Source organism: Pseudomonadota bacterium (assembly GCA_039028155.1).
Lineage (GTDB): Bacteria > Pseudomonadota > Alphaproteobacteria > SP197 > SP197 > JANQGO01.
Genome location: JBCCIS010000006.1, coordinates 16,183 through 41,937, shown reverse-complemented (window position 1 = coordinate 41,937; position 25,755 = coordinate 16,183). Strand labels below are relative to the sequence as shown.

Here is a 25,755-nt window from a genome sequence, read left to right as displayed (position 1 = left end):
CCGATGGGAATCTCAGCTCGGCAAAATTTTTGTCCTATTTTTTACCGCGCGTAAAGCCGAAACGACACGTGCCCCCCGAAGTCGTTGCCTCCGGTGGGCACGATGGCGAGTATGGCTGGCAGACACAGCATCCAGTGGGGGACACAACCATGGACAAAGAACGTTTCGAACGTGGGCTGGAGGAGCGCCGAGCGGTCCTGGGCCGGGACTATGTCGACGCCGCGTTAGAGGCCGCGGACGACTTCAACCGGCCGTTCCAGGAGTATGTCACGGAGAACTGCTGGGGATACGCCTGGGGCGACAAGACGCTCGACCGGCGCACCCGCTCGATCATGAACCTCACCATGATCGCGGCCTTGAACCGCATGCACGAGTGGGAACTGCACCTGAAGGGTGCGCTGACCAACGGCGTCACCAAGGATGAGATCCAGGCGATCCTGCATCAGATCGCCGTCTATTGCGGCGTGCCGGTCGGTGTCGAGTGTTTCCGCATCGCCAAGCGCGTTTTCGCCGAGCAGGAGGCCGGCGGCGATGACTGACGACGACGCCGTTGCTCGCCACTACACCAAGGGCGACCTGGCGCAGCGGATCATGGAAGCGGTGCACGCGGTCGTGCCCGACATGGCGCACGTGACGCCGCGCGATCTAGCGCCGGTCGACGAGTTCCATATCGGCGGCGTCAAGGCGACGGAGACGTTCACGGCCAAACTGGGCCTTCGCCCGGGCATGAGCGTGCTGGATGTCGGCTCGGGCATTGGCGGCACCGCGCGCTTCGTCGCCGATGCCCACGACTGCCACGTCACCGGCATCGACCTGACGCCGGAGTACTGCGCCGTCGCTACCATGCTGTCAGCAGCGACGGGCCTGAGCGATGTCACCGAGTTTCACGACGGCAGCGCGCTGACGATGCCGTTCCACGACGGCCACTTCGGTGCTGCGATGACCATGCATGTCGCCATGAATATTGAGGACAAGGCGGGTCTTTACCGAGAGGTCGCACGTGTCCTCAAACCCGGCGCCGTCTTCGGAATCTACGATGTGATGGTGGGATCGGAAGGCGGCGATCTCGACTTTCCGGTGCCGTGGTCGGCGACGCCGGCGACCAGCTACCTCGCCACGCCGGATGCCATGCGCGGATGGCTGGCCGATGCCGGCTTCACGATCGAGCAGGAGGACGACCGCCGCGACTTCGCCATCGACTTCTTCGATGGGCTGAAGAAGAACGCCGCCGACGGTCCGCCGCCGCTCGGCCTGCACCTGTTGATGGGCGCGGACTTCAAGCAGAAGGTGGCGAACATGGCCACCAACATCGCCGCCGGCCGCTGCGCGCCGCGCGAGATGATCTGCCGGAAGACCTAGTCGGAAGCTGAATCGTCCAGAATTGCCACCGCCCGCGTCCAGCCGGCCGACGCGCCTTTGATCTTGACCGGGAAGCAGGCGATCGTGAAGCCGTCGCCAGGCAGTGCCTCCAGATTGTGCAGCTTTTCCAGGTGGCAATAGCCGATATCGCGCCCGGCGCGGTGACCTTCCCAGATGATCGACGCGTCGTGGCTCTCGGCGAAGCGTTCGGCGGTATAGGTGAACGGCGCGTCCCACGACCAGGCATCGGTGCCGGTCAGGCGAACGCCACGCTCCAACAGATACATGGTCGCGTCGTAGCCCATGCCGCAGCCTGAATCGACGTAGCTGTCGCCGCCATAGGCAGCACCAGCCGCCGTATTGACGACGACGATATCGAGCGGCTGGAGGTCGTGGCCAATGCGCTCCAGCTCCGCCTCCACGTCTGTGGCCGTCACCACGTAACCGTCGTCGTAATGGCGGAAGTCGAGCTTAACGCCCGGACGAAAACACCAGTCCAGCGGCACCTCGTCAATGGTGATGGCACGCTCGGGGTCGGTGCCCAGCTTACGGTTCATGGTCGAGGCGAAGTGATAGGGCGCGTCTAGATGGGTGCCGTTATGGGTGATCAACTCGACCTTCTCGATCGCCCAGCCCTCGCCGTCCGGCAGGTCATCGCCCGTGAGCCCCGGGAAGAACGCGACCATGCGATCGACGCTCATCTGATGGTCGATATAGGTGATCTTGGGATTGAACGGCCGGGGATCGGAGATGACGTCGTTCTCGAGCGGCATCGAGATATCGATGAACTGGCGCGCCATGGCGGCTACCTCCCCAGCAAGAAGCATGCGATGTGCGCCATTGTGCCGCCGCCGGCGCCAATCGGCTATGCCTGAGCAAATCCACACCTTCCCACACCCTATCGTTTCGGCCACGCCCGGCTTCGACTATGCTGTTGGTCATGGCGGACGCATCCAAACGCGAACCCATGAGCATGCCGCTCAAGGTGCTCATCGGCGGTGTCCTGGGGATCGCGACCGGTGTGTTCCTGGGCGACGAGGCGTCGTTCCTGGCACCGGTTGGCAGTGCCTATGTTCTGCTGATCCAGGCGGTCGTCTATCCCTACATCATCGCCTCGCTGTTGCGCGGCTTGGGCGGCCTGTCGCCGGCGACGGCGATCAAACTCTTCCGGCGCGGGTGGCCGTTCTACACGGGACTATGGATTCTGGTGCTCGGCGCGACCGCCCTTCTGTCGCTTGGGTTGCCGCACGTGGAGCAAGACGTCTACACGCCGCAACCGCCGATTTCGATGTCGATCGACTCACTGCTGAACGTCCTGCTGCCGTCCGATCCATTTTCCGCGTTGAGCGAAAACCACATGCCGGCGGTCGTTATTTTTTGCCTGATCTTTGGCGTGGCCTTGCAGTTCGTCGACAACAAGGATCGCTTTTTGGACATGCTGGAGACCGTCCGCATGGCCAGCATGCAGTTCTGGCGGTGGATCGGCGTCTTCGTGCCTTATGCGACGTTTGCCCTGTTTGCCGCTTCCGCGGGATCGATGCCGCTCAGTTCTCTGACCAAGATCGGCCTCTACCTGGCCTTGCTCCTGTTCTGCTGCTTGATGCTGGCTTTATGGATTCTGCCGGCCATCCTGACGGCGTTCGTGCCCGCCAGCTATCGCGAAATCATGCATGACCTGAAGGACGGCCTGACCATCGCGATTGCCACATCCGTCGTTGCGGCGGCGATCCCTTACATCGTCGAGTCGACACGCAAGCTGGCCGATCGCTGCAATATCGAAGATGACAACAGGCGCGATCTGATATCGACCAATCTGTCGATCGGCTACGTCATTGCATCAGCCGGCAGCCTGCTGCTCTACCTCTTCGTGCTTTTCATGAGCTACTACTTCGGCACGTCGATTTCGTTGACCGACGGCATCGTCCTGCCGATCGTCATTCTGTTGTCCAGTGTCGGGTCGTCGGTCTCGGCTCTGGAATTCATCAATTCCTGGCTCGGCATGCCGGAGACGACGATCCACGTCTATCTGGAAACCGGCATGCTGGCGAAGTACCCGAAGATCATTCTGACGCTTATGTCGCTAGCCTTTGTCAGCATCCTGGTGACGCTCAACTTCTACGGCAAGATCAAGGTCCGTCCGTTCAAGGTGGCGCGCATTATCGCGCCGCCTCTGATTGTCCTGGCGGCCGGCGCCTGGGGCATCGGCTATTTGGAACGCAGTGTGTCCCAGACCCACCCACTGTCTTACGCAGACTTTTCGTTGTCACCGCAGATCACCCGCAACGTTCATGCTCATGTCGAAGATGCCGCGACCGAAGCGGCCGTACCCGGTCATGTCGCCGCCGGCGAGACGGCGTTCGCCCGTATCGAACGCACCGGCACCTTGCGGGTTGGCATCTTCGATTCAAGCATCCCGTTCTCGTACTACAACAACGACCATGAGTTGGTTGGCTACGACATCGCGTTTGCCTATGAACTGGCCCACGCCCTGGACGTCGATCTGGTCTTCGTGCCCTTCCAGCCAAAAAATCTGGCCGACCATCTGACCAGTGGCGTGTTCGACATCGCTGTCTCGGGCCTCTACGTCACGCCAGATCGCCTGCGGACACTCATTATCAGCGACAGTTACCTGCAAAGCGATCCGGCCCTTTTGGGACAAACCAATGTGGTGTCCAAATTGCTCACCCGTGAGTCGATCCAGACTTATCCTGATCTGACCTTGGGCACATATCATGAAACCTCGATTCTAAACCGGTTGAAGGACCGCCTGCCCGAGGTCTCGGTCAACTTGGTGCCGCCCTATGACTCGCTGCCCGACTTTTCGTCGGTCGACGCCGCCGTCTGGTCGCTGGTCAGCGCACGGGCCATGGCCAAGATCTATGACGGTGTCGCGGCCTCGGTCCCTGACAACCTGGGCGACCCCTTTGTCTATGTCTACTACATGGCGCCAGATAGCCGGCGCCTGCATCTCTTCGTCAACACCCTGGTGCGTGATCTCAAATCGATTGGCTGGCACGAGCGCCAGGCGCAGCATTGGCTTGAGGGTCTGGGCGATCAACATCGCGAACCGCGATGGAGTATCATGCGCAATGTCCTGGGGTGGGGTGTCGACGAGACCGAAGCGGGGACCGGAACATGATGCCACAACGGCATGGCAGCGCGCTGGAAGACGTCTATGACTGAGTCGGGCGCCGTGGCGGAAAAACCCAAACGTGAGCCTATCAGCATGCCCGTGAAGGTGCTGATCGGCGGCATTCTGGGCATCCTGACGGGCATTTTCTTTGGCGAGCACGCGACCGTGCTGGAACCCGTCGGCAGTGCGTATGTCTTGCTCGTCCAGGCGGTCGTCTATCCCTATATCATCGCGTCCTTGCTGCATGGACTGGGCGCGATGTCGCCGGCCACTGCCGGGCGGCTGTTCCGCCGCGGATGGCTGACTTATGTGGCAATCTGGGCCATCACGCTTGGCACGGTCATTGTGTTGACCCTTGGTCTGCCGGCAGCCGAACAGCTTGTCTATCGAGCCTCCCACAGCGAGATCCAAACGATCGAGTCGTTGCTGGACGTTCTGCTTCCTTCCGATCCGTTCGCCGCGCTCAGCCAGAACCACATGCCGGCCGTCGTTATCTTCTGTCTTATCTTCGGCGCGGCACTGCAGCATATCGACCAGAAGGATTCGCTTCTGGACATGCTGGAGACCGTCCGCAAGACAAGCCTTCAGTTCTGGCTGTGGACGGCAAAGCTGGTTCCCTATGCGACGTTCGCGCTGTTCGCGACATCGGCCGGAACCCTGCCGGTCAGCTCCCTGCCCAAGATCGGCCTTTACCTGGGCCTCTTGACGTTCGGCTGCCTGATCTTGGGGGTCTGGATCCTGCCCGCCATCATCGCCGCCTTGGCGCCGGCCTCCTATCGCGAGATCGTCAAAGGTTTGAAGGAAGCGCTGACGATTGCCATCGCCACGACTGTCGTTGCCGCGGCGCTGCCCTACATCATTGAGATGACGCGCAACCTTGCCGAGCGCTGCGGGATCAAGGACGAAGACCGCGCCGACGTCATCGCGACCAACATCTCGATCGCCTACGTCGTCTGTTACGCCGGATCGCTGTTCCTCTATCTCTTCGTGTTGTTCGCCGCCTATTACTTCAACACGTCAATCGATCTGATGAACAGCATCGTTCTGCCATTCGTCGTTCTGCTGTCGAGTGTCGGCTCGTCGGTCGCCGCGTTGTCGTTCATCGACGGTTGGCTTGCCCTGCCGCCGGAGACGATCCAGGTTTATGTCGAAACATCGACCTTGGCGCAGTACCCGCAGATCATTCTGTCGTTATTCGCCATTGCCTTTGTCAGCGTTCTCGTCACGCTCAATTACTACGGCAGGCTGAAGCTGCGTCCCTTGAAGCTATTGGCGACGGTGGCCATACCCGTGGTGGTGATGGCGGCAGGTGCCTGGGGTATGGGCAAACTGGACATCGCGCTCAACAAGACGCACCCGCTGTCCTATGCAGAGTTCACGCTGCCCAGTTCTATCGCTCGGAACATCAAGGTGAGTTACGAAGGCATGGACTCGCCCCCACCCGACGCGAGCGATGCGCCCGACGGCGAAACGGCCTTTGAGCGGATCCAGCGGACCGGCGAGCTGCGTGTCGGCGCCTTCGACTCCAGCATTCCTTTCGTCTACCGGAACAGCGCGGGCAATCTCGTCGGCTATGACATCGCGTTTGCCTACGAACTGGCCCATGCCCTTGACGTCGATATCGTGTTTGTCGATTTCCTGCCGCACAACATGCATGAGGAGTTAAAGGAAGGCCGCTATGACATCGCAGCGTCCGGCCTCTACGTGACGGAGGAGCGCTTGCGCGGCCTGGTCGCCTCGGACGCCTATGCGCAAAGCGTGCCCGTTCTCTTTGGTGATGCCACCAAGGTCTCACAGTTTCTGACGCGCCAGGACGTCCTGAACTTCCCCGACGCGACGGTCGGGGTCTATCAGGAAGAATCGCTTCTGCACCGGCTCAAACATCGCTTGCCGGACGTCACCATTACCGTTGTGCCGCCTTACTCGACACTGCCCGATTTCACCCAGATCGATGCTGCCGTCTGGTCGTTGCACGAGGCGCGTCCAATCGCCGAGCAGAACGAAGACATCGCCGTCGCCGTGACGGAGAACCTGGGCGAACCCTTCGTCTACGTCTATTACGTCGCACCGGATAGCCGGCGGCTTCGCATCTTCGTCGACGACCTGATCCGCGACCTCAAGGATACTGGCTGGCACGACGAGCAAACCCGTTTCTGGCTGCGAGGTCTTGGCCCGCAGAACACGGAGGCGCGCTGGAGCATCATGCAAAACGTGCTGGGCTGGGGCGTCGACGACGGGGACACGGACGGCTGACGCCGCTCAGCACGGCAGTCCCTAAGTCGGTAAGTCCAGGGTCTGGTTCAACCGACTGACCAGGGCGCCGAAACGCGCGGTCAGCCGCAAACGATCGAAGTCCTCGTCATAGCGCATCCACATCGCCAGCCGCCGCTGGAAGACCGGCGAGCAATCATAAGCGCGATCGAGCGCGTCCAGCGCACGGTCGTGCTGCCCAAGCAACGCGAGCGTGCGTGCGACGTTGTAGTGGACCATGCAGTCGTCCGGGCCGATCAACACGGCCCGGTCGGCCCAGTCCTGAGCCTTCTTGTGCTCGCCAAGATCAGCCAGCACCGCGCTGCCGAACGCAAGGGCGCCGGCGTTGTCGGGATGTGCCTCAATCTCCGGCTCCAGGCGCTCTACGCAACGCCGCGCCGCGGCGAGGAACTCGTCGTCGCGGCCGAGCGCCTGGCATTCTTCGGAGAACAGGCCTAGCGACCGAAAGTCGTTGAGTCGCAACGCCGCCGCGCGCTCGAACAAATCGGCCGCCTCGGCGCGCCGGCCTTGCAGATGGCAGTTCCTGGCATAGAAGAAGTGCGCTTCGAACAGGTGCGGGCCCAGACGGATCGCCTGCTCGAACTCGGCGGACGCCTCGTCGTAAAGACCCGCGACATAGAGCGCTAGCCCTTTCGCGGCGAAAGCTTCGGCCAGATTGGGGTCGAGCTGTTGCGCGCGGAGGCTGAAGTTCAGACAACTCTCGAAGCTGGTATCGGGATCGTTCTTCGAGAGATCCATGGAGAGATAGGACTCGCAAACCGCTAGGGCGGCGTACGCAATCGCATAATCGGGATCGATCTCGATCGCCTTGACGAACATCTCCTTGGCAATGCGCAGGCTGTGCTTGTCGATACCGCGCAGGTAGAAGCCACGGCCCATAGAGTAATAGTGATAGGCATCCATACTGGTCGTCGACCGGCTGACGATGCCTTTGAGTTCTTCCGGTAGGAGTTTCGCCGACAACACGTCGACAATGTTCTCGGCGATCTCGTCCTGCAACGCGAACATGTCGTCGAGACTGCGGTCGTAACGTTGCGCCCAAAGCTGACCACCCGTTGCACCATCGACCAGTTGCGCGGTGATACGCACGCGCCCGGCCGCCTTGCGCACACTGCCCTCCAACACGTAACGGACGTTGAGCGCGCGCGCGACCTGCTGCGCGTCCAACTGTCTGCCTTTCAGCGTGAAGACGCTGTTGCGCGCCGCGACGAACAGCGCGGAAATGCGCGAGAGATCGGTGATGATGTCTTCGGCCAGACCGTCGGCAAAGTAGTCCTGGTCGGAATCGGCGCTCATGTTTTCGAACGGCAGCACGGCGATCGATGGCGCCTCAGGCAGGCCGTTGACCAAACCATCGGCCGGCGGCGCGGCTGGCGACACCCCTTGGTGCCGCCGATGGCGTATCGCCTGATAGAGATTGACCGTCTCACGTTCTGGTGTGACCGCCAACTCTTGCTGCAGACGTTCCTTCAGTGTCTCGAACAGCCTGAGCGCTTGGGCGCCCTCGCCGCGATCGGCGAAACCTTGCATCAAGCACCGGCAGGCCGCTTCGTGCAGGGGATCAAGCGACAGGAGACGGCGCGCGGCGACCATCGCGAGATCGCGCCGTCCGTCGGCTAGAGCCTGGGACATCATCTGGTTCAACGCTTCGCTTGCCTTGTCGCGCAGCCGCTGGCGTTCGACCATAAGCCAGTCGTCGAATGCGGTACTGCGCGGCTCTACACCGTCGAGCAGATCGCCCCGATAGATGTCGGCGGCCTGCTTGCTCGCCTCGAGCGTCGCCTGGTCGAGCAGATCTTCGAACACCGTGACATCAACCATGGCGGCGTCATGAGCAAGCGTTATGGTTTGACGATTCGCGATAAGCGGCGCTGGACGAACCGCATCAAACGTACGTCGCAAGCGCAGCAAGGCCTGCTTTAAGCTGTCACGCGCCTGCTTGTCTCCGGCATCGCCCCACAGCATCGAAGCCAGCTTGTCACGCGGCCAAGGCACGCCCGGCGATAGCGCCAGAAAGCCAAGGAGAGCGCGGTCTTTCTGGCCTTTCAACTCGATGACGTCGCCACTGCCGTGGCGCACGGCAAAGCCGCCAAGCAAGGCGATCTGCAGCTTGGTCGGCAACGGATTATCGCGCGGCGATGTATCCAACGATCGTCCCACATCAAAGGCGTCGATCGATTTAACGATGGTTTCACGGTCGAGACCACCGGCGATTCACGACGCCCCTTCAACATGGTGCTTTCACGCCATGACAAACAGGCGTGACGAACGAACATGTTGATCTGATGCGTCGCCCATGTCCTTGGCGTGGGCGATGGAGGGAGCGTATCAGTGCAATCAATAGCGTTGTCGTTGGCCTTGGGCTCGGCGGTCTGTTACGTCGTCGCGACCTACGGCATGAAACTCTTTTCAAACAACGCGTCGTTTACCGCGTTTTTCATCATCGCGTTCACCTTGGCCGGTGCCGCGACCATGGAAATCTTCGCGCTCAAGATCGAGCGCGTCGGCTTCATGTACATCGCCATCCTGGGCATCGAGGTCGTGCTCATCGCACTGGTGTCGATGTTCATTCTGGGCGAGTCCTTTTCGTCCAAGGAGCTCGCCGGCTTGGCCGCCATCATCATTGGCTTGGCGTTGTTAAGTGTGTGATGGCGCTTGACGGCGCTGATCCCGGGGCGCCGCGCTGACGGGCGCCCCGGGAATCTCTCGCCTTCAGCCAAGGCGGACTGGCGATCTGCTCGGCATCACCGGTCCGCGTGAGCGGGGAGCTATTCAGGTATCGTCGGTTGCTGTGGGGCGCAGGTGGCGCACCAGGCGCCACAGCGCCGGCACGATGGCGGCGGCAAGCGCGATCTTGATAAGATCGGTCACGATGAAGGGTCCGACACCGTAGGCGAAGGCCTTGTCGAAGCCGAAGAGGTAAGCGAGCCAGAGCGCGCCCAGCGCCAGCAGCACGAGCTCGGCCACGAGCATCACGCCGAACAGGCGAAAAGGACGACGGTCCCACCCCTTGTCGGCCGCCCAACCGACCATGTAGGCGGCCAACACGAAACCGATCAGATACCCGCCGGTCGGTCCGACCATGTAGGCAAGGCCGATGCCACGCTCGGGCGTCCCCTGAAACACCGGCAGACCGAGCGCGCCCTCCACGAGATAGAGCACCAACGTGGCGACGGCGAGCCGCCGCCCGAACGCCGCGGCGATGGTGAACAGCGCCAGCGTCTGCAGCGACGCATCGACCGGCCACAGCGGCACCTTGACCTTGGCCGAGAGCGCCAGCACGGCCGTGCCGAGCAGGGCAAGCAGCGCATACCAGGCAAGCCGCCGGGCGCGTTCATGGGGAACAAGCGTATCGATCAGGGAGCGGGCCCCGGTGGAAACTGTCATGGCACATCCTAAGGTTGAACGCGGCGGCGGCCGCTCAGATAGACCAGGCGCCGTCGGCAACGCAAGGACCGATTAGGGGCCGGGGCGCACCAAAGGCCGGCCGGCCCACCTGGCACCACCTTTCGGATTCTGCTATCCCATCGCTCACGCGCCCGTAGCTCAGCTGGATAGAGCACAGGATTCCTAACTCGGTCACGGAACACCTACCGGGCTGTATCCAGGCTAATCAGGGTTCGCGACCCCCTAGATCCACGACAACATCGACCTCGTACCGCCTGTTCCCACCTACCGGGAACTACGCGCTTTCGGTGCTTGCAACGGTGTTTCAAGGAGGTCGCCCACATGCCTGTCATCAACCTCACCGAGGCCAGGATAAGGAGCCTGCCGCTCGGCAGCGGCATTTACCGCGACGAGCAGGCCAAGGGCCTCATGGTCATCTGCCACCGGACGACGAAGACCTACGCGGTCCAGGGCGACGTCCGCCGGAACGGGCGACACGTCCGGACCGTCCGCGTAAAGATCGACCGCGTCGACAGGATCGGGCTGCGCGAGGCGCGCAGGCGCGCCCGGGAGATCATGTCGACGATCCAGTCCGGCGTGGACCCGACCGCGAGGCCGGCCGAGACCGGCATGACCCTGGCCGAGGCGTACGATGCCCACCTTGCGGAGCGCGAGCTGCGGCCGGTGACCGTCAGGGACTACCGCTACCACATAGAGAAGTACCTCAGGACTCTTCGGCGCCGCGCGGTGGCCGACATCAGCCGGGCAGACGTCCGAGAGGTCTACGAGCGCATCAGGACCAACAGCGGCCAGACCACCGCGTCCGGCGTGATGCGCTCTCTCAGGGCAGTCATAAACACAGCGCGAAGGATCGACGAGACGATAGGCCCGAACCCCGTCGAGGCGGTGCGCTTCCCTGCGCCGAAGCCGAGGACGGTCGCGCCGCTCGACCTCGAGAGGTGGTGGGACAGGACGGGGCGGCTGGGCCCGGCGCGCCGCGACCTGCACAGGGCGATGATGCTGACCGGCGCCCGAAAGACGTCGGTCCTGACGCTCGAGCGCGGCGACGTGGATGCGGAGAACGGCGTCGTCAACTTCCGCCACATGAAGACCCACGGCGAGATGCTGTTCCCCGCCGGACCGTTCCTCGTCGAGATGCTAAGGATCCGGATGGAGGACGACGAGCCGCTGCGAAGCGAGTGGCTGTGGCCGTCGGCGACGAGCAGCTCGGGCCACGTCGTGAACGCCAGGGAGCAGGGCCTGCCGAGCCCACACGAGTACCGGCACCACGCGCGCACCCTCCTGATCGCGGCAGGCGTGCCATACGCGGAGTCAGCATTGCTGCTGGGACACAAGCTGCCGGGCGCGACGGGCAGCTACGTCCATCCCGAGCACCTCGTCGAGCACCTGCGGCCCTGGGCGGAGCGGTTCGAGGCGCTGGTTCTGGCTCGTTGCGGTGTTGGGTCTTCGTCCCAGCGAAGGACCGCGGCCGGCTAGTGAACCGCACGTCGGTTGTTGAACGCATTCCAGACAACCCGGTCGCCGCTTCGCTTGTCTGAGATTAGCCATAACCAGAAAATGCCACTGCCAGCGATCACATCCGCTTTGGGCCCGATCTGGACTATGGCTGTGCTTCACCGAACCAACGAGTTGGGCGCGCGGCGGTCGTTGATTAGAAAGCTGCCGGATCGCGGCTTTGGGCCTACTCCGGCTAGCATTGCTGATCGCCGAAGGTCTACTGTATCAGGAACCAAAAAACGGATACGTCACGAAATCAATTGATGACTTCTCCAAAGCGAAAAAACTCGGACTCAGCCTCGATGATGTTCTCTGCTCGCGCTCTGCAGGAACTCATAAGATCGTTTGGAAACAGCGTTGATCCCTCCTCAAACGCCGCCCTCTTTGAGGGACAGTTCATCGCTCGCCCAGTACTTGCAGCTTTCGCAATGGAACTGGCCCTCAAAGCTTGGTGGGCCAAGGAGAACAAGGATAGTGATATACCGAAAACGCACGATCTTCTGAAATTGTTCGACGGACTGAACGAAGAAACGCGGACCCGTCTTGAGAGTGCACATCCGGAGATCCCGCACCCTTGCCGAGGCCTTTCGCCCATTCGTCCAGGTTTGCGATCGATACTGGATTCCAACAGTGACGCGTTCGTCGAATGGCGATACGTGCACGAGCTTTCCAGTGCCAGGTTTCCAGACGGCGAGTTCAACGAAGCGTTGTCGTCGGTGATTAAAGAGTTTGATCGGACGCCTAGATAATCGCTGTTGATTCGAATGTCTGGTTAGGGTCAAGAGCAGACATCCGGATGACACGCCTGAACGTCCGCTCTCGGGTGAACTAACGACGCGATCCGTACCCGGATGAGCGGTGGCCCAGCGGCCATTGGGCCGTGCCCCGGACTGCGGCGTACTCGTTGGTATCCCCCGGCGCACAGCACCTGATATTATTCAGATAGGTGCAGATATGCGCCCACAGGTTCCAGCGGCAAAGCCGTGGGCACCTTCAGACAGTGATGACAGTGAAATTGAGACCCACTGTCCGCCGTGTTGATCGCGGCGGCTGCCTGAGGACGTGCGCATGCTCGATACCGCTGTGAGGCCGACCTTCACGTCGCCGTGGCTCAATACAGAAGAGGCTGCGGCCTACCTTGGAAACTCGCCCAAGTCCCTCGCCATCTGGCGCTGCAAGGGCCAGGGGCCCCGGTACCACGTCCTCAACAAGCGACTGGTCCGGTACCACGTTGACGACGTCGACGCGTTCGTGCGCGGGGAGAACGGCCGATGACCTCGCGATCCCGGCCGGAGGGCCACGTCAACGACTGGCCGATCGAGGACTACGACGCGTTCGTCGGCATGATCGAGCTGGCCGAGGGGCGCGGCGAGGATCACATAGTCGACCGCGTTGCGCTGGCGGCGCGCGAGCTCGGGCTGCGGCCCGACCACTGGCTGGTGCGCGAGGCCCTGGTGGGCGTCTACGGAAAGTTCCCGGTCTATGGCGGGACCTTCTACGCGGAAGACGCCGAGGCGTTCTTCCGAAACGCGACGCCGAGCGACCTCGCCGACCGGGAGACGGTCGGGTGGGCCAAGGAGCTGGCGGGCGCCGTTGAGCACTGACGCTGGCATCAATCACCGGCCCGGCACTGCAAAGTACAAAAGACTCGACTTTCAAGGCTGATTGGTTTAGTTATATGCATCACTATATGCGAAGAGTGAGTGCCCCTCTTATGTGAGTCGGCCCGCCGCGGGTGATGCGGCGGGCCGTGGGACGCCCATTGAAGGAATGATCTGCGCGAAAGCAAGAAGGAGCAATCGCACATGAACAAGAATGACGCGACAGGGGGCGACAGTGGCCCCTCGTTCGACGACTTCGAGCGGGAGTGGCTGACTAACGCGGAGGCCGCGCGAGTTCTCGGCCTCACCCCCGACACCCTGAGGGACTACAGGCCGAAGGGCCGCAGCCCGCGCTTCTACAAGCGGGGCCAGTACGTCTTCTACCGGCGCTCGGACGTCGAGGCGTTCCTTGCAGAGAGGGAGAAGTCCGATGGCTGACCCTCAGATGCACCCGCTGACTTACGACGGCGCCGACATGCTCGAGTTCCTCTCTTGCATCGATCCTGGAGCAATCGGCTATGAGCGATTGGTCCGGTCGCTATGCCAAGCGTCTGCCGGTGTCGACGGTGCCAAGGCGATGACACTGGCCTTCGTCGCACACTGCCTGCACCAAGCGGGACGAGAACCCTTCGAGCTCGACGAGTGTGTGGCTACTTGGTGGGAGGAAGCGACGCCTGCCGACGACCTCCAGCAGATCGCGCGAGAGGAGGCCGAACGCTACAGAGACTTGGCATTTGACTTTCGACTCTCCGACAATCATCCAGACCGCATAGAACTGGCGGCAAGGCAATGGGAGGGATTGGCCGACGAACTGACGGCGTGGGCTGACAGGCCAAGGCGGGACGCCCTGGAGCGATGCAGGGTTGAAGCCGCTGAAGAGCCTTGGCCCGTAAAGATCGTCTTTGAGCAAAAGCACGGCGCTAAGAATGCACGTCTGTTCCTCGCCCGTCGACCAGCGCCGATCATCTCATCTAGCGGCACGCTCTTCTCCTTTGACAGCGGTGCTTGGGCCGAGATGTCGGACGACATGCTCGCAGCGGAAGTGCGCGAGACCGACCCAACGGACTTCCTCGACGTCGACCACGTCGCCAAGATCGTGAAGGGCGTACACCAGATAGCAGTCGTGAGCGCGAGCCCCTTCGAATGGCTGGAGCCTGACGGATCGGAACCCGACCCAGAGGATCTTGTCCTGTTCCGTAATGGCCTGCTGAACGTGATGACCGGCAAGCTGATCCCGCACGATGGTCGATACTTCGCGACCGGACTGCCGGACCACGACTACGAGCCGTTCGCCGAGTGTCCGACCTGGATGCGGTGGCTGGACGAGACGCTCGATCCGTCGTTCCACCCTGCGCTTCAGGAGTGGTTTGGCTACTGTCTAACTCCCGACATTTGCGCGCACCACTTCATGAACTTCATGGGCGTAACTCGTTCGGGCAAGTCGACAGCGCACAATGTGCTGCGCGACCTTATCGGGAGACAACACGCCACGTCCGCAATGATGCCAGACCTCGGCTCGGACTTTGGCATGCAGAGTTTTCTGGACAAGCGCTTGGTGATCGTGCCTGACGCGCACGACACGCCAACTAGAAATCGAGCAGCCGCGCTGGAGCGAATAAAGAGCATCACTGGCGGTGACGAGGTCTCGGTAAACCGGAAGAACCTGTCGATCGTAAACGCCACGCTCAGAGTACGTATTGTGATCACGAGCAATCGTCAGCCAAAGTTCATTGATGAGAGCGGTGCTCTTGCAGCACGTATGCTCATCATCCGATTTGAAAGGACCTTCAGGGGGCATGAAGACAGGCACATGGGCGAGAAGCTAAGGGCCGAGTTGAGTGGCATCGCCAATTGGGCCATTGGTGGACTCTTGCGTCTGCGGTCGAACGGTTTTCAGTTTACCGTGGGAGAGCTCGGCCGCGCTGAAGTCGACGACGCCGCGCGATCGCAATCGCCCGCACTCAGGTTTGCTGAGGCAAGACTGACTGTCACCGGTAATGATGCTGACTTTGTGCCGATGTCCGTCGTATACCCGGCTTATAGGGACTGGGCATACAAAGAGGGACTTAGCAGGGCCGAGATCAGGAACCAGACCGACCTTGCGCATGACATCAGGGCAGGTGTGCGGGGCGTCAAATCCACGCAGAGGCGACGCGAAGCCAAACGGGTCTATGGACTTTCCGGCGTATCAGCTGTCGTCCCAAACCTAGAGGACTGATCGACTGGGCTCAGGTGCGTGAACGACTCTGTTAAACAGATCTTCGACGGAGCCGGAAAATGGATCCATCGAAGTCCGCTTAGCTTCCGCCCAGGAAAGCCACTGCTCTAAGGACTTTCCGGCAATCTCGGCTTGATCATCTTCCACCAAACGAACTCTAATCTGATCCAGAAAGCGATCGACCCGCTCACACTGATCCCAGACTTCCGCCAAATCTCGAAATCTTGTCCATCTCTCAGCATCCTGTTTCGCCAGTCTCTGACGTTCGTAGCGTTGCTCAGCCTCTTGTTGCCATCTGCGCCGTTGTTCCTCTCTCTTGCGGCGCAAATCAACGAGGACAGGCCCGGCCGCAATTAACTCACCCACTATCGCAGAGAGAAGTGCGCCGACCTTTCTGTTCGTGGTCTCAATCCACCTGCGCTTGCTGCCCTCGCCAAGGTAGGTCGTAATCTCGACGCGGAGAAAGCCAGTGGGATACAGTCCGGTCTGGTGATGGTTCGGAAAGGCAGTCCAACTCGCGGCATCACCCTGCGGCGGTTTTAGGGGACGGGTCATCTTTTCGACGATCACGCACTTCACTTCCTCGCCCGATACCCTCAACTTCAGCTTTCCTGCGATAGACGCATCCATCACCTCGCCGCCTGCTTTCTCGATGGCTTTGAGAAGAGCACTCGTAACTCTAAAACGATATTTGTCGCGCTCCGTGAGATCGCCAAGAGGCTTGGGGCTCCACGACCATCGGTCGCGCGCACGCTGTTTCTGTTCCTTCTGCTGCCGTCTGTGATCTGCGATCCACGCCTGAACCATTGGATGAAGGCTACGAAGTGTGTCGGGTACAGCTACAGTGCTCGCCTCGGTCGACGCCTTTTCGACCACCTCCTCGATGGGTGCGGACCTTTGTGGTCGAGGCGGAGTCGGCGAAATCTCGATGCTCGCCGGTACATCTGACCCGCGCTCTGGAAGCTGAGTTTCGACAGTCGGCTTACCAGCCTCCTTTTTGGCCCAGAAGCCTCGCGGAGGATACGGTACATCAAGCCGTCTACAGATCTTCGCTAGACCATTTCCTGACAGCCCATACTCGGATGCCAATCGGCTCATGGGCGTCGACCAGACTAGCCTATGCAACTCTTCTCTACTTAAACGCCTTCCTTCTCCCATAAGAATTGTCCCTCAGCTTTAGTCCTCGTTGCTCACCATAAACCCGGCGGAGCTGTATCGAGCGATTGAGTGACGCGTCACTTTGCTATCGTGTGACGTCTAACGCATTGTAGTCGAATTGCTTCTTGATCCAGCACTCAGCCAAATTGCCGTCACATGACAACGATCAACGCCACAACGCACAATCGTCTCCTTACGAAGACTTCCATTACCCTTGCTGAAGTACAAAGAGCTTTCTGTTGTCACATGACTCAGAAGAATCGTCAAAGAGACATACGGAACAATAGCTTGGACGTCACGTGACGGTGTCACTTTAGGCGTGGCGTTGTCCCCTTGGCCCTGCTGGAAAACTATCAAACCGATCAACGTTGGCATGCGCTACCGTGCAAACGCATCATCTTGGCTTCCGAGTTGTTCGAGACGGCGCTGCCCGAGATTTCCAGAAACGCGCGCGAAACGGAGCGTCTAACTGTCGATCGGATGTCGCCGCCTGCGGAACGCGAGCCGCGCCATGGGCTTGGGCCGCGCGGGCCGCGCCGAGCACCGGGCTGGGCACAGTGCGAGGGAGAGTTCGATGCTTCCGGCTAGCGTAAGGGACGAGTTCATCGGCCTCCTGATGGAGACGGGCAACGTGTCGGAGGCGGCGCGAACGCTCGGCATCAACAGGATGACCGCCTACGGGTGGCGCGATGACCCCGAGCTGGCGAGGCGGTGGGACGTCGCCCTCGACGTCGCGCGGCAGGGTCTGCGCGAGCGCGTCGTGGAGACCGCCTGCGCTCTGGGCGTGGGCGGCTGGGTGCCGGCGCGCGACCCGATCACCGACGAGGTCGTCCTGGACGACGACTTCGAGCCGGTGATGCGCTTCGAGACCCGCCACGTCGACCCGCGCGTGCTCATGAAGCTGATGGACAAGACGATGCGCACCGAGGACGGCGCGCCCGTCACGGCCGTCCAGGTCAACAACCACGTCCAAGGCGCGCTGCCGCCAGCGCCTCGGCTCGTGATGCCCGCCGCGGACGCCGTGGACGCGGAGTTCGAGGAGGCCACCGATGACGATGCGTGACCTGGAGAACGTTCGGCCGCCCGACCCGCGCGGTACCTTCCACGTGGTCTACGTCGCGCCCGGCGGGGTGGCCGTGCTGCCGTTCGCCGACCGCTATCTCGCGGTGAGGGTCGTCCTCGGCCACGTGTACGACCCCCACGACGGCCTGGCCGCCGAGGTCGACGAGGGCCGCGAGCCCGTCCCTTGGGAGAGCGCGGCCGTGCGCGACGAGGCGCTGGCCGCGCTGCTCGACCGCGCCGAGAGGGCGGAGGACGCCGAGTGCTCTGACCTCTTGCGCCTGGCGGAGCACGTCCGCAGAACTCCGTACTACGAGGACGCCTGACCGCTGCAGTCCCGTCGGTCCAGCGCCCGGCTCCGATCGGCCATCGTCAGCCCCTGGGCCGCACGCCGGGAACCGAGAACTCAAGGGACGTCATTTCACAGACGAGTTCGTCCACGAACTGAATAGGCGAGAGTTCAATGAACTCGGTCAGGAGCCAGTTGTCCTTTCCCTCCAGGTAGAGCTTGAGGCCCTTTGGATCGTACCTGGACAGCTCGCTCAGCCGGTGCATCGCCGCGATTATCAGTGTCAGGTTGTACCTCTTTATGGACTTGGCTCCCGAGATGGACCTCTTTATGTACCAAAGGTCTGGAGAGGCGGAGATGTACGTGAAGTCACGCCGGCACTTTCTGTGGAACGTCTTCAGTCGGGCGAGCGCTCGCCTCTTCTCATCGTCGTCTGCCCCGTGCCCGTGCCACCGTACCCGCCTCTTCGTGCGAACCACGCAGCGATCGTCGTAGCCGCCGTCCCGCTCCAGCCCGTCCGGCAGCGTCCTCATCGCCCGGCCGTCGGCAAAGCGACCGTCAACATCCGCGCTCAGCCAGACGTAGTTCGCGTCCGGGTGCTTGCGGTACACGACGTTGCGGACCGGGATGAAGAGCTCGCTATGCGAGGTGAACGTGTGCCGGAAGGCCCTGTGAATGAACGGCAGGTTGGAGAGCACATCTTTTAGGTTACAGACGTTCTCCGTCTCAGCCTCCTTCAGGTATCTTGACAGCGCAGCGATCACGCCGCCGCCTTGGAAGTTTATCTGCTCGTTCACCAGCGCTCGCTTGGAAGACTCGAAATCCCCGCTGACGCCGTGCCGATCGGAGAACTTCTGTCCCTTCACAATCAGGAGGGCCTTCACCGCGTTAAGGAAGCAGTAGTAGCTCGTCAATGGCGACGACTCTGCGGGGAGGTGGCCGCTCGCCTGATAGTAGGCTCGTGCCTGCTCCCAGTAGGGAACGGCCTCCTTGCAGTGGCGCTTCAGCCAAAGGAGCGCGAACTCGAACGCGTCGCGCGCAAGCACGCGTTCACTGCTCAAGCTGGGCGTCGAAATCGATTTCCTGAAGTAGCAGGCACGATTCTTGATTCTTAGCTCTGGCGCTGCCATCTCCGCGCTTCCAGGTTTAGGGGAGCGGCCCCACTTCAACCGCACCCATCGATGAATCTACAGTCCGCGAGTTCAGCCGTCCAACGGTCGTGACGCGCTCGAGAAGGTGTCGCAAGATGGACGAGATCAGCGCCGTCGACCGGCCGGCGCAGGAGGGCGCTACCGTGACGGTCATGTAGAGGGACGACGGCGCCCGCGTCGGCGACCTGCTCCAAGCGCTGCACGACGTCGTGCCCAACGCCGAGAAGTCGGGGGTCGCGGCGCTCGTCGCGAAGCTGGACGGCGACGACGACTCGCAGGCGATGGCCCGAGAGATGCTGGAGCGGGCGACCGCGCAGCTCGACCGCATGGTCGATCCGCGACGAGATGTCGCGAGGCGTCCACACCCCCTGGTCGAGCCTAGAAGCGAAGGAAGACGCGCTCGCCGTATTGGCAGGCGAAGAAAGAGAGTTCGCCGCGTCGCTGCCCTATGTCCGCGAGGCAGAGCAAGCCGGAGCCTGACGCGGCGTCCATCCATCGATGCAGAACGCGGCTGCCACTAGCCCACCGAACAATCGTTGGCGTACAGCCGGATCGGGCTCGCGCCAAGATCGGCGTCGGATCAAACGCACACGTGCGCGAGAGCGCGCGCGAGGAGAACCGGATGCAAGAGACTGTCGAGAGCCTGACGAGTACGCGCGACGAGGCCGTCCGCGAGCTCGGAAACGTCGAGGGACTGATCGCCCAGGCTCGGCTCGAAGCAGACGACCGGAAGCTCGGGCGCCTTCGCGGCCGGCGGGAACGAGCGCTCCGGGACATTGACGAAGCGAGCAGCGCGATCGCGCTGGCCAACGAGGTCGAGGCCGCCGAGCGTGCCGCCGCCCAGGCCGAGGCAGCTGCGGCGCGCGACCGACGGGTCCGCGAGATCGCGGCAGAGAGGCTGCACGCCGCCGCCGGTGTAGACGAGGCGCTGATTGCCCTGGAGGCGGCGGTGTCCAGGTACCAGGCGCTCGGACGCGAGCTCGGGTCACTGACGGGGTCCTGGTCGGCGATCGCCCGCAAGGAGAGCCAGAACTTGCGCTGGGGGATCTGGGCCTCGGCCGAACGGACCGCCGGGCTGCTCTGCGTGCCCTACGCCAACGGACACCGGCGCCGGACGCTCGCGCAGATGGAGGGAGCCAAGATGTCAGCGGCGCGTGCGGAGGGGGAAGAGCAATGACGAAGTCGCTGGACGCGCTGAAGGGACCTTATGGAACCTTCGCGGTCGTCACGCCAAACGACTCATCCGACTTCGCAGCGGGCGTTACCCACGCGCTCTACGTCGGCGGCGCGGGCGACGTGGTCGTCCACGGGACCGACGGGGAGCCGGCGATGTTCGTCGGCGTCCCGGCGGGCACGCTCCTGCCGGTCAGTGTTGCCAGGGTGCTCGCCACGGGCACGAGCGCGACCTCCATCCTGGCACTGAGGATCTGACCGATTGCCGCTCGCCAAGCGCGTGGCGAGGCACGTCCCGAGGGAGACCAGAATCGGACCCTAATCGGAGGCTTGAGTTGGAGCCGGAACAACGCCGCAAGGAGGCTAACGTGGAGAAGGACAAGGCAGCACTACGCACGGTCGAGAAGGCAATCGCCTCCTCGGGCGACGACTTCCGCAAGCTACGCGAGTCCGCAGAGCAGCTGTACGACGGGGCCGTGCGGGTGATCGCCGAGCGCGAGGGGTGCGACATGCGCCGGGCCCACTACCTGGCAAGCAAGGACCCTGTTGCGAAGCAGGCCTACGCCAAGGTCGTCGAGTTGCAGGAGCGAGAGCAGACGGCACGTGCCGGCGCGTCACGGCTGGCGGCGTACATCAGCTGACGTGGATCAAGAACCGAAACGGGCGTGAGGCGGGTTCTCGACCCGCGGGGTACCTCCTGACCCGCCGACAAGCGCACCGCCGGGGGGCGGGATGACAAAAGCGTCCTGCTCCCCCTTCCCTCTACTCGCCCTCGGCCGCCGCTCGCAGCTGCGGGCCCTGTCGACCCTCGACATGGTCGATCACTGCCCCGACCATCGACTGAACGCTGTCGTGCCGGAACGCTTTGTAGCGGTCCGAAGAGCCCGGCCGGACGCTCGGGGTGAGGGCGTACTTCCCGGCGCGCGAGACGGACACGCTGGGTACGTCACTAAGCGATAGGAGCCAGGACATCCTGATCGACGCTTCAGCGGGATCGAAGAGCACGGCGATGAGAACTGACGTCGAGCCGTCGCTGTAGGTCGTCTTCTGGACGTCGAACTGGACCGTGCCGCGACGGCTTGGCGCCTTTGTCCAGGACTTGACCTGGACCGGGAGCATTGTCCCCGTCTGCTTGTCGAACACGACGAGGTCGATCCCGTGGTCGTCGGCGAGCGGGGTGAACGCCGACAGGCGACCGCTCGAACCGAGCATGAGCGCCGTGGCCACGGCGTACTCGGTGATCGACCCCTTCTGCGTTGTGGTCAGGCCATCCGAAGCGCTGTTCATCGATTAATCCCATTTTGGGATAATCCCGAAATAGGATTAGTCGTTTCTGCGCTTCAGTTCAAGAGGAAGCGCGTGACGGGCTCGATCCACACAGACTTGTATCGTGGACTCATCCGGAAGCTTGTGGAGGCCCGCAACGCAGCCGGACTCACACAGCAGACGCTCGCCGACCGCCTCGGCAAGCCCCAGTCCTATGTGGCGAAGGTGGAGGGTTATGAACGTCGCGTAGACGTCGTGGAGTTCCTGGAGCTGGCTCGCGAGATCGGGGTCGATCCGCTTCCGATGCTCGACGAGGCTTTGAAGAAGCTTTGAGCAGTCTTGCGATGACGGGATCGGAAGGGTCAGCCAGAGTGCCGACTACGTGATCCTGTCACGGCGAGCTTCGGCATCGCTCATAACGTTTTCGCCGGCCTTCCTTAGGCGCGAGCGGTAGAAGGCCACCGACTGCATAGACGTGCGGGCCTCAGGGAACCTCTCCCTCACCGCCTCCAGCACCTCCGCGTTCGTCAGGCCCTCCCTGATGTACTCCTCCGCCACGTCGCCTATCGATCGCCATCTATCGCCAGAGAGCAGCTGCGTAACCGCGTCGCGGACCAAGTCGCTCAGTTTGCGCTGGCTCTCCTCTGCCTCGGCGGTCAGGGCGTCGTAGACGTCCTCCGGCAGGGTGACCGTTATCCTCCTGGCGGCCATTCAAGTCTTCCTCTTAGAAAAATGCATCACCCTATGCGAATCTTCTTGACCGCAATGCGCCAGTTGATTAATAATCTGCATCAGATGATGCAATTGTATCATCTTCCTCATATCTAGTATCAGTGTGTGAGGAACATGTAAATAACTATCAAGGAGACCTACCATGATCAACGAACTAGAAGTCACCGCGCAGCTCACGATACCAACCAAGCGCCTGACCGACGTCGTATCGGGGCACCTAGAGGCTGGCGAGGTGCCGGTAACGGACGCGTGGCTGAACGGAGCAGCGCTATTGGAGATGCTCGACGGTGCCGCCGACAGCTTGCCGATGGACCTGCTGCTGGAGAAGGTGGCGGCGGTATGCGCGGCCCAGTCCAAGGACGAGGAGACGCGGACCTTCGAGAGCGGACCGCTAGCGGAGCAATTCAGGAGCTACTTACGGTTCCACGGGGCGGACTTAGCCACCGAGCAGTCGTAGAGGCTCTTGGATAGTAGTTCGGCCCTGCGTCCAGTGCGGGGCCGTTCTACTATCGCTCCGTTAGAGATGTTCCCGAGTGTCAGGATTTCATCAACCTGGATCAATGGACGCCGAGTTTTCGTTCTGCAGTGGCTGCCTTGAGACCTGCTTGTTTCGCTGTCACGCCAAGTCCGTGGTCGTCTTTACATTCGCAAACGCCAATGCTATCCACATGTTCATATAATGTTCTCATGTTTGCCATGGATCGATCTCGATATAGTGTGGGAGATGGTGATGAACCCCAATATCTATTATGGTCGATTCACTGACGCCAAAAGAGCGCAGCGAGCGTATGGCTCGCGTTCGCGGCGCCGACACGAAGCCCGAGATGCGTGTGCGTCGGATCGTGCACGGCATGGGCTATCGCTACCGCCTTCACAGGCGCGATCTCCCAGGAACGCCCGACTTGGTGTTTGCTCCGCGGCGGAAGGTCATTTTCGTTCATGGATGTTTTTGGCACCGGCATCCGGACCCCGCCTGCCCTCTCGCCCGATTACCCAAATCGCGCTTGGAATTCTGGATACCGAAACTGGACGGAAATCGGGAACGAGACGTGAAGAACCAGAAACGGCTGGCGGAACTCGGATGGGATGTGCTGGAGGTCTGGGAGTGTCAGCTTCGCGACGTGGATCGGCTGCGCAAGAGTATTAGGGAGTTTCTTGGGTAATGCGTTCGGTAGAGCTTTTTGTCGGAGCCGGTGGCCTCGGTATCGGGGTTAGCCAGGCTGGGTTTGAGCCAGCGGCGGTGCTCGACTGGGACAAATGGGCCTGCGATACGATACGCCAAAACAAGGAACGCGACCTCGATCACGTCAGGGACTGGCCGCTCCACGAAGTGGATGTTCGAGAGTTCGCGTTCGAGCAGATCACCGGACCGGTCGACCTCGTCACCGGCGGACCGCCATGCCAGCCGTTCTCCTTGGGCGGCCTCCATAGAGCGTACCTAGACGAGCGGGACATGTTCCCGCAGGCGATAAGGGCCGTCCGGACGCTGAGACCTCGCGCCTTCGTTTTCGAGAACGTCAAGGGCCTGACCCGAACAACGTTCGCCAATTACCTCGAATACATACGCCTTCAACTACGTCACCCGGACCTAGTGGCCAAGAAGGGAGAGGCATGGTCGAAGCACCTGTCTCGGCTGGAAGATTACGAGACGCATGGGAGGTACTCGGGCCTGGAGTACAGGGTCACGTTGCGGGTCCTGAACGCCGCCAACTACGGAGTGCCCCAACGTCGTGAGCGGGTTTTCATCGTTGGCTTCAGGGCGGACACAAACATCGAGTGGCACTTCCCTCACTCGACGCACAGTCAGGACGCGTTGCTCTGGAGCCAGTGGAGATCGGGTGAGTACTGGGACCTCCATGAGGTAGCCAAGAAGGAGCAGCCGGAAGGAGGTCGCGGCAAGGCACGAGCCCTTAGGCTGAAGGAGCCTCCCCGAGCCGAGCCTTGGCAGACAGTGCGCGACGCGATCCACGACCTGCCGGACCCTGAGTTGTCTCCTCAGAAGTCGCATGGGTTTCACGATCATGCATTTCAATCCGGCGCGAGGTCCTATCCCGGCCACACGGGCAGTCCTCTTGACGAGCCGGCCAAGACCCTCAAGGCGGGCGTTCACGGCGTTCCGGGCGGCGAGAACATGCTGCGACGACCGGACGGCTCGATACGTTACTTCACCGTTCGCGAGTCCGCGCGCTTACAAACGTTCCCCGACAAGATGGTGTTCCACGGGTCCTGGACGGAGACGATGCGTCAACTAGGCAACGCCGTACCGGTCGAGCTGGCTCGCGTCATCGCCGAGAGCGTCCGGAGGCGACTCACACAAAACTCATGATACGTTCGTACATCCGACGGACAACAGGATCGTCTGGCTCTGAGTCGAGCTCTGATACCCGACGAGCGATGAGTTGCGCGGCCTCCTCTCCTCGTTCCTCCGATCCTACTGGACGACCGCCTCTTCCCGGATGAAGCGAGTCCCATAGCGCAGGCTTGCCGCTCATTCGGTTCTTGCCAACAACCTTGCTTCCGAAGCTCATGCCGTTCCACGGTGGACGGAAGACCCTGATCATCACCGACTCCGCAAGCGCGATGTAGGCATCGTTGAGTACGAGGAACCGGCACCGAAAGTCGGACAAGCTGAGGTTCTCAACTTCCTCTATCGATGAGGCGTGATTGCGAATGCGGTTGTAGAGCTTTTTTGCACCGCTGGTCTGGGGATTGAACCCCTGCTTCGCGCTCTCGCCCGCCGCCTTACCAATGTAGACCGGATACTTGAAGCGACTACTGTCGAGATCTACGAGGGAAGCATAAGCAGGATTGTCTCCACAGTAGTAGAGAGCGTAGACGCCGGCGCCAGCAAAGCTCTCCCGAGGTGGCATGGGGTGCAGCGGTTGTTCTAGTAGCTCGACAGCAAGCGTCACCCCTACATTGTCCACGGCTAGTGGGTCGAACGGCTCGTACTGATGGTCATCAGTCGTCATGGACCTAGTTTTTAAACTTGATTATGCCTTGAGTCCAAAACAGCCGGCTCTTCGACTTCAGAACCACTACTGAGTTCGTCTTTCGGGAGTGCTAGGATCGTTCACGGAGAGAAATTTGCAAGAGGAGGGTTGAGTGGCCACGCGACAAGACTTTACGAGCTGGGTTCACGATGCTTTGGCCGAGTACGGCGGCGAGGCAAGTATCGTTGACGTGGCGAAGCACATCTGGGCCCATCACGAGACCGACCTGCGCGCTTCTCGCGACCTCTTTTACACTTGGCAGTACGACATGCGATGGGCGGCGAAACGACTTCGCGACGAGGGCAGGATGGCCGCAGCCGACGCTACGCCGAAGGGAATCTGGGCGCTAAAGCGATGAATCGGTGGCGCGCCCGGCAGGACTCGAACCTGCGACCCCGAGATTAGGAATCTCGTGCTCTATCCAGCTGAGCTACGGGCGCACACTGA

General features: G+C 61.7%; 29 protein-coding genes and 1 tRNA gene. 21 read left to right on the top strand and 9 right to left on the bottom strand.

Features of this window, described 5'->3' with window-relative positions:
• Positions 1 to 149 precede the first annotated feature (149 nt).
• Both AAF563_04795 and AAF563_04790 read left to right on the top strand, forming a co-directional pair.
• Positions 150 to 539, top strand: a complete 390-nt coding sequence (locus tag AAF563_04795) for a carboxymuconolactone decarboxylase family protein (GenBank protein MEM7120572.1) — start codon at positions 150 to 152, stop codon at positions 537 to 539.
• A complete protein-coding gene (locus tag AAF563_04790; GenBank protein MEM7120571.1) occupies positions 532 to 1,359 on the top strand; it encodes a methyltransferase domain-containing protein in 828 nt (275 codons plus the stop codon). The genes AAF563_04795 and AAF563_04790 overlap by 8 nt, the downstream gene beginning before the upstream one ends.
• Here AAF563_04790 and AAF563_04785 read toward each other — a convergent pair.
• Positions 1,356 to 2,159, bottom strand: a complete 804-nt coding sequence (locus AAF563_04785) for a cyclase family protein (GenBank protein MEM7120570.1) — start codon at positions 2,157 to 2,159, stop codon at positions 1,356 to 1,358. The two genes, AAF563_04790 and AAF563_04785, sit on opposite strands and share 4 nt — an antisense overlap.
• 140 nt (positions 2,160 to 2,299) lie before the next feature.
• Here AAF563_04785 and AAF563_04780 point away from each other — a divergent pair, with 140 nt between their 5' ends.
• A complete protein-coding gene (locus tag AAF563_04780; protein MEM7120569.1) occupies positions 2,300 to 4,498 on the top strand; it encodes a cation:dicarboxylase symporter family transporter in 2,199 nt (732 codons plus the stop codon).
• Positions 4,499 to 4,534: 36 nt separating this feature from the next.
• Positions 4,535 to 6,745: a cation:dicarboxylase symporter family transporter gene (locus AAF563_04775; protein ID MEM7120568.1), complete on the top strand. Its 2,211-nt coding sequence runs from the start codon at positions 4,535 to 4,537 to the stop codon at positions 6,743 to 6,745.
• A 21-nt stretch (positions 6,746 to 6,766) separates the two neighbouring features.
• Here the strand turns inward: AAF563_04775 and AAF563_04770 are convergent, their stop codons facing one another.
• Positions 6,767 to 8,911 carry a BTAD domain-containing putative transcriptional regulator gene (locus AAF563_04770; GenBank protein ID MEM7120567.1) on the bottom strand — a complete coding sequence of 715 codons (2,145 nt, stop codon included), beginning with the start codon at positions 8,909 to 8,911 and terminating at the stop codon, positions 6,767 to 6,769.
• Between the two features lie 183 nt (positions 8,912 to 9,094).
• On the opposite strand from AAF563_04770, the gene AAF563_04765 reads away from it, so the two are divergent.
• Positions 9,095 to 9,412 carry a hypothetical protein gene (locus AAF563_04765; GenBank protein ID MEM7120566.1) on the top strand — a complete coding sequence of 106 codons (318 nt, stop codon included), beginning with the start codon at positions 9,095 to 9,097 and terminating at the stop codon, positions 9,410 to 9,412.
• A gap of 123 nt (positions 9,413 to 9,535) precedes the next feature.
• Here AAF563_04765 and AAF563_04760 read toward each other — a convergent pair whose 3' ends face one another.
• Positions 9,536 to 10,150 (bottom strand): biotin transporter BioY, encoded by a 615-nt coding sequence (locus AAF563_04760; GenBank protein ID MEM7120565.1) that lies wholly within the window; start codon positions 10,148 to 10,150, stop codon positions 9,536 to 9,538.
• 342 nt (positions 10,151 to 10,492) lie between these two features.
• Here AAF563_04760 and AAF563_04755 point away from each other — a divergent pair, with 342 nt between their 5' ends.
• The 6 genes from AAF563_04755 (at position 10,493) to AAF563_04730 (ending at position 15,487) form a co-directional block, all read left to right on the top strand.
• Positions 10,493 to 11,647: a tyrosine-type recombinase/integrase gene (locus tag AAF563_04755; GenBank protein MEM7120564.1), complete on the top strand. Its 1,155-nt coding sequence runs from the start codon at positions 10,493 to 10,495 to the stop codon at positions 11,645 to 11,647.
• 323 nt (positions 11,648 to 11,970) lie between these two features.
• Positions 11,971 to 12,417, top strand: a complete 447-nt coding sequence (locus tag AAF563_04750) for a HEPN domain-containing protein (GenBank protein ID MEM7120563.1) — start codon at positions 11,971 to 11,973, stop codon at positions 12,415 to 12,417.
• Between the two features lie 319 nt (positions 12,418 to 12,736).
• Positions 12,737 to 12,943: a helix-turn-helix domain-containing protein gene (locus tag AAF563_04745; protein MEM7120562.1), complete on the top strand. Its 207-nt coding sequence runs from the start codon at positions 12,737 to 12,739 to the stop codon at positions 12,941 to 12,943.
• Entirely contained in the window at positions 12,940 to 13,272 is a 333-nt protein-coding gene (locus AAF563_04740; protein MEM7120561.1) for a hypothetical protein, read from the top strand. Before AAF563_04745 ends, AAF563_04740 begins: the two co-directional genes overlap by 4 nt.
• Positions 13,273 to 13,473: 201 nt before the next feature.
• Positions 13,474 to 13,707 (top strand): helix-turn-helix domain-containing protein, encoded by a 234-nt coding sequence (locus AAF563_04735; protein MEM7120560.1) that lies wholly within the window; start codon positions 13,474 to 13,476, stop codon positions 13,705 to 13,707.
• A complete protein-coding gene (locus AAF563_04730; GenBank protein MEM7120559.1) occupies positions 13,700 to 15,487 on the top strand; it encodes a phage/plasmid primase, P4 family in 1,788 nt (595 codons plus the stop codon). Before AAF563_04735 ends, AAF563_04730 begins: the two co-directional genes overlap by 8 nt.
• Here AAF563_04730 and AAF563_04725 read toward each other — a convergent pair.
• Positions 15,476 to 16,294: a hypothetical protein gene (locus tag AAF563_04725; protein MEM7120558.1), complete on the bottom strand. Its 819-nt coding sequence runs from the start codon at positions 16,292 to 16,294 to the stop codon at positions 15,476 to 15,478. The genes AAF563_04730 and AAF563_04725 overlap by 12 nt on opposite strands.
• A gap of 925 nt (positions 16,295 to 17,219) precedes the next feature.
• Here AAF563_04725 and AAF563_04720 point away from each other — a divergent pair.
• Together AAF563_04720 and AAF563_04715 are read left to right on the top strand one after the other, a co-directional pair.
• Positions 17,220 to 17,708 (top strand): hypothetical protein, encoded by a 489-nt coding sequence (locus AAF563_04720; protein ID MEM7120557.1) that lies wholly within the window; start codon positions 17,220 to 17,222, stop codon positions 17,706 to 17,708.
• Positions 17,695 to 18,030 (top strand): hypothetical protein, encoded by a 336-nt coding sequence (locus AAF563_04715; GenBank protein ID MEM7120556.1) that lies wholly within the window; start codon positions 17,695 to 17,697, stop codon positions 18,028 to 18,030. Before AAF563_04720 ends, AAF563_04715 begins: the two co-directional genes overlap by 14 nt.
• Positions 18,031 to 18,076: 46 nt before the next feature.
• On the opposite strand, the gene AAF563_04710 is transcribed toward AAF563_04715, so the two are convergent.
• Complete coding sequence (locus AAF563_04710) at positions 18,077 to 19,123, bottom strand: YaaC family protein (protein MEM7120555.1); 1,047 nt, start codon at positions 19,121 to 19,123, stop codon at positions 18,077 to 18,079.
• A 643-nt stretch (positions 19,124 to 19,766) separates the two neighbouring features.
• Here AAF563_04710 and AAF563_04705 point away from each other — a divergent pair.
• The 3 genes from AAF563_04705 to AAF563_04695 all read left to right on the top strand — a co-directional run bounded on the left by AAF563_04705 (position 19,767) and on the right by AAF563_04695 (position 20,958).
• Complete coding sequence (locus tag AAF563_04705) at positions 19,767 to 20,321, top strand: hypothetical protein (GenBank protein ID MEM7120554.1); 555 nt, start codon at positions 19,767 to 19,769, stop codon at positions 20,319 to 20,321.
• Complete coding sequence (locus AAF563_04700; GenBank protein MEM7120553.1) at positions 20,318 to 20,575, top strand: hypothetical protein; 258 nt, start codon at positions 20,318 to 20,320, stop codon at positions 20,573 to 20,575. The genes AAF563_04705 and AAF563_04700 overlap by 4 nt, the downstream gene beginning before the upstream one ends.
• A gap of 110 nt (positions 20,576 to 20,685) precedes the next feature.
• The gene (locus AAF563_04695) at positions 20,686 to 20,958 is read left to right on the top strand and encodes a hypothetical protein (GenBank protein MEM7120552.1); all 273 of its coding nucleotides are present in this window, start codon (positions 20,686 to 20,688) and stop codon (positions 20,956 to 20,958) included.
• Positions 20,959 to 21,079: 121 nt separating this feature from the next.
• Here the strand turns inward: AAF563_04695 and AAF563_04690 are convergent, their stop codons facing one another.
• A complete protein-coding gene (locus tag AAF563_04690) occupies positions 21,080 to 21,604 on the bottom strand; it encodes a hypothetical protein (protein ID MEM7120551.1) in 525 nt (174 codons plus the stop codon).
• 72 nt (positions 21,605 to 21,676) lie between these two features.
• Between AAF563_04690 and AAF563_04685 the strand changes: the two genes are divergently transcribed.
• Positions 21,677 to 21,916, top strand: a complete 240-nt coding sequence (locus AAF563_04685) for a helix-turn-helix transcriptional regulator (protein MEM7120550.1) — start codon at positions 21,677 to 21,679, stop codon at positions 21,914 to 21,916.
• A 45-nt stretch (positions 21,917 to 21,961) separates the two neighbouring features.
• Here AAF563_04685 and AAF563_04680 read toward each other — a convergent pair whose 3' ends face one another.
• Positions 21,962 to 22,294, bottom strand: coding sequence for a ribbon-helix-helix protein, CopG family (locus AAF563_04680; protein MEM7120549.1), 333 nt, complete (start codon positions 22,292 to 22,294; stop codon positions 21,962 to 21,964).
• Positions 22,295 to 22,457: 163 nt separating this feature from the next.
• On the opposite strand from AAF563_04680, the gene AAF563_04675 reads away from it, so the two are divergent.
• The 3 genes from AAF563_04675 (at position 22,458) to AAF563_04665 (ending at position 24,641) form a co-directional block, all read left to right on the top strand.
• Positions 22,458 to 22,772, top strand: a complete 315-nt coding sequence (locus AAF563_04675; GenBank protein ID MEM7120548.1) for a hypothetical protein — start codon at positions 22,458 to 22,460, stop codon at positions 22,770 to 22,772.
• Positions 22,773 to 23,064: 292 nt separating this feature from the next.
• Complete coding sequence (gene vsr, locus AAF563_04670; GenBank protein MEM7120547.1) at positions 23,065 to 23,478, top strand: DNA mismatch endonuclease Vsr; 414 nt, start codon at positions 23,065 to 23,067, stop codon at positions 23,476 to 23,478.
• Positions 23,478 to 24,641: a DNA cytosine methyltransferase gene (locus tag AAF563_04665; GenBank protein MEM7120546.1), complete on the top strand. Its 1,164-nt coding sequence runs from the start codon at positions 23,478 to 23,480 to the stop codon at positions 24,639 to 24,641. Before vsr ends, AAF563_04665 begins: the two co-directional genes overlap by 1 nt.
• Here AAF563_04665 and AAF563_04660 read toward each other — a convergent pair.
• Entirely contained in the window at positions 24,625 to 25,287 is a 663-nt protein-coding gene (locus tag AAF563_04660) for an Eco29kI family restriction endonuclease (GenBank protein ID MEM7120545.1), read from the bottom strand. The two genes, AAF563_04665 and AAF563_04660, sit on opposite strands and share 17 nt — an antisense overlap.
• A 133-nt stretch (positions 25,288 to 25,420) precedes the next feature.
• On the opposite strand from AAF563_04660, the gene AAF563_04655 reads away from it, so the two are divergent.
• A complete protein-coding gene (locus tag AAF563_04655; GenBank protein MEM7120544.1) occupies positions 25,421 to 25,666 on the top strand; it encodes a hypothetical protein in 246 nt (81 codons plus the stop codon).
• A 5-nt stretch (positions 25,667 to 25,671) separates the two neighbouring features.
• On the opposite strand, the gene AAF563_04650 is transcribed toward AAF563_04655, so the two are convergent.
• Positions 25,672 to 25,748: transfer RNA gene (locus tag AAF563_04650), tRNA-Arg, on the bottom strand.
• Positions 25,749 to 25,755: the final 7 nt, after the last annotated feature.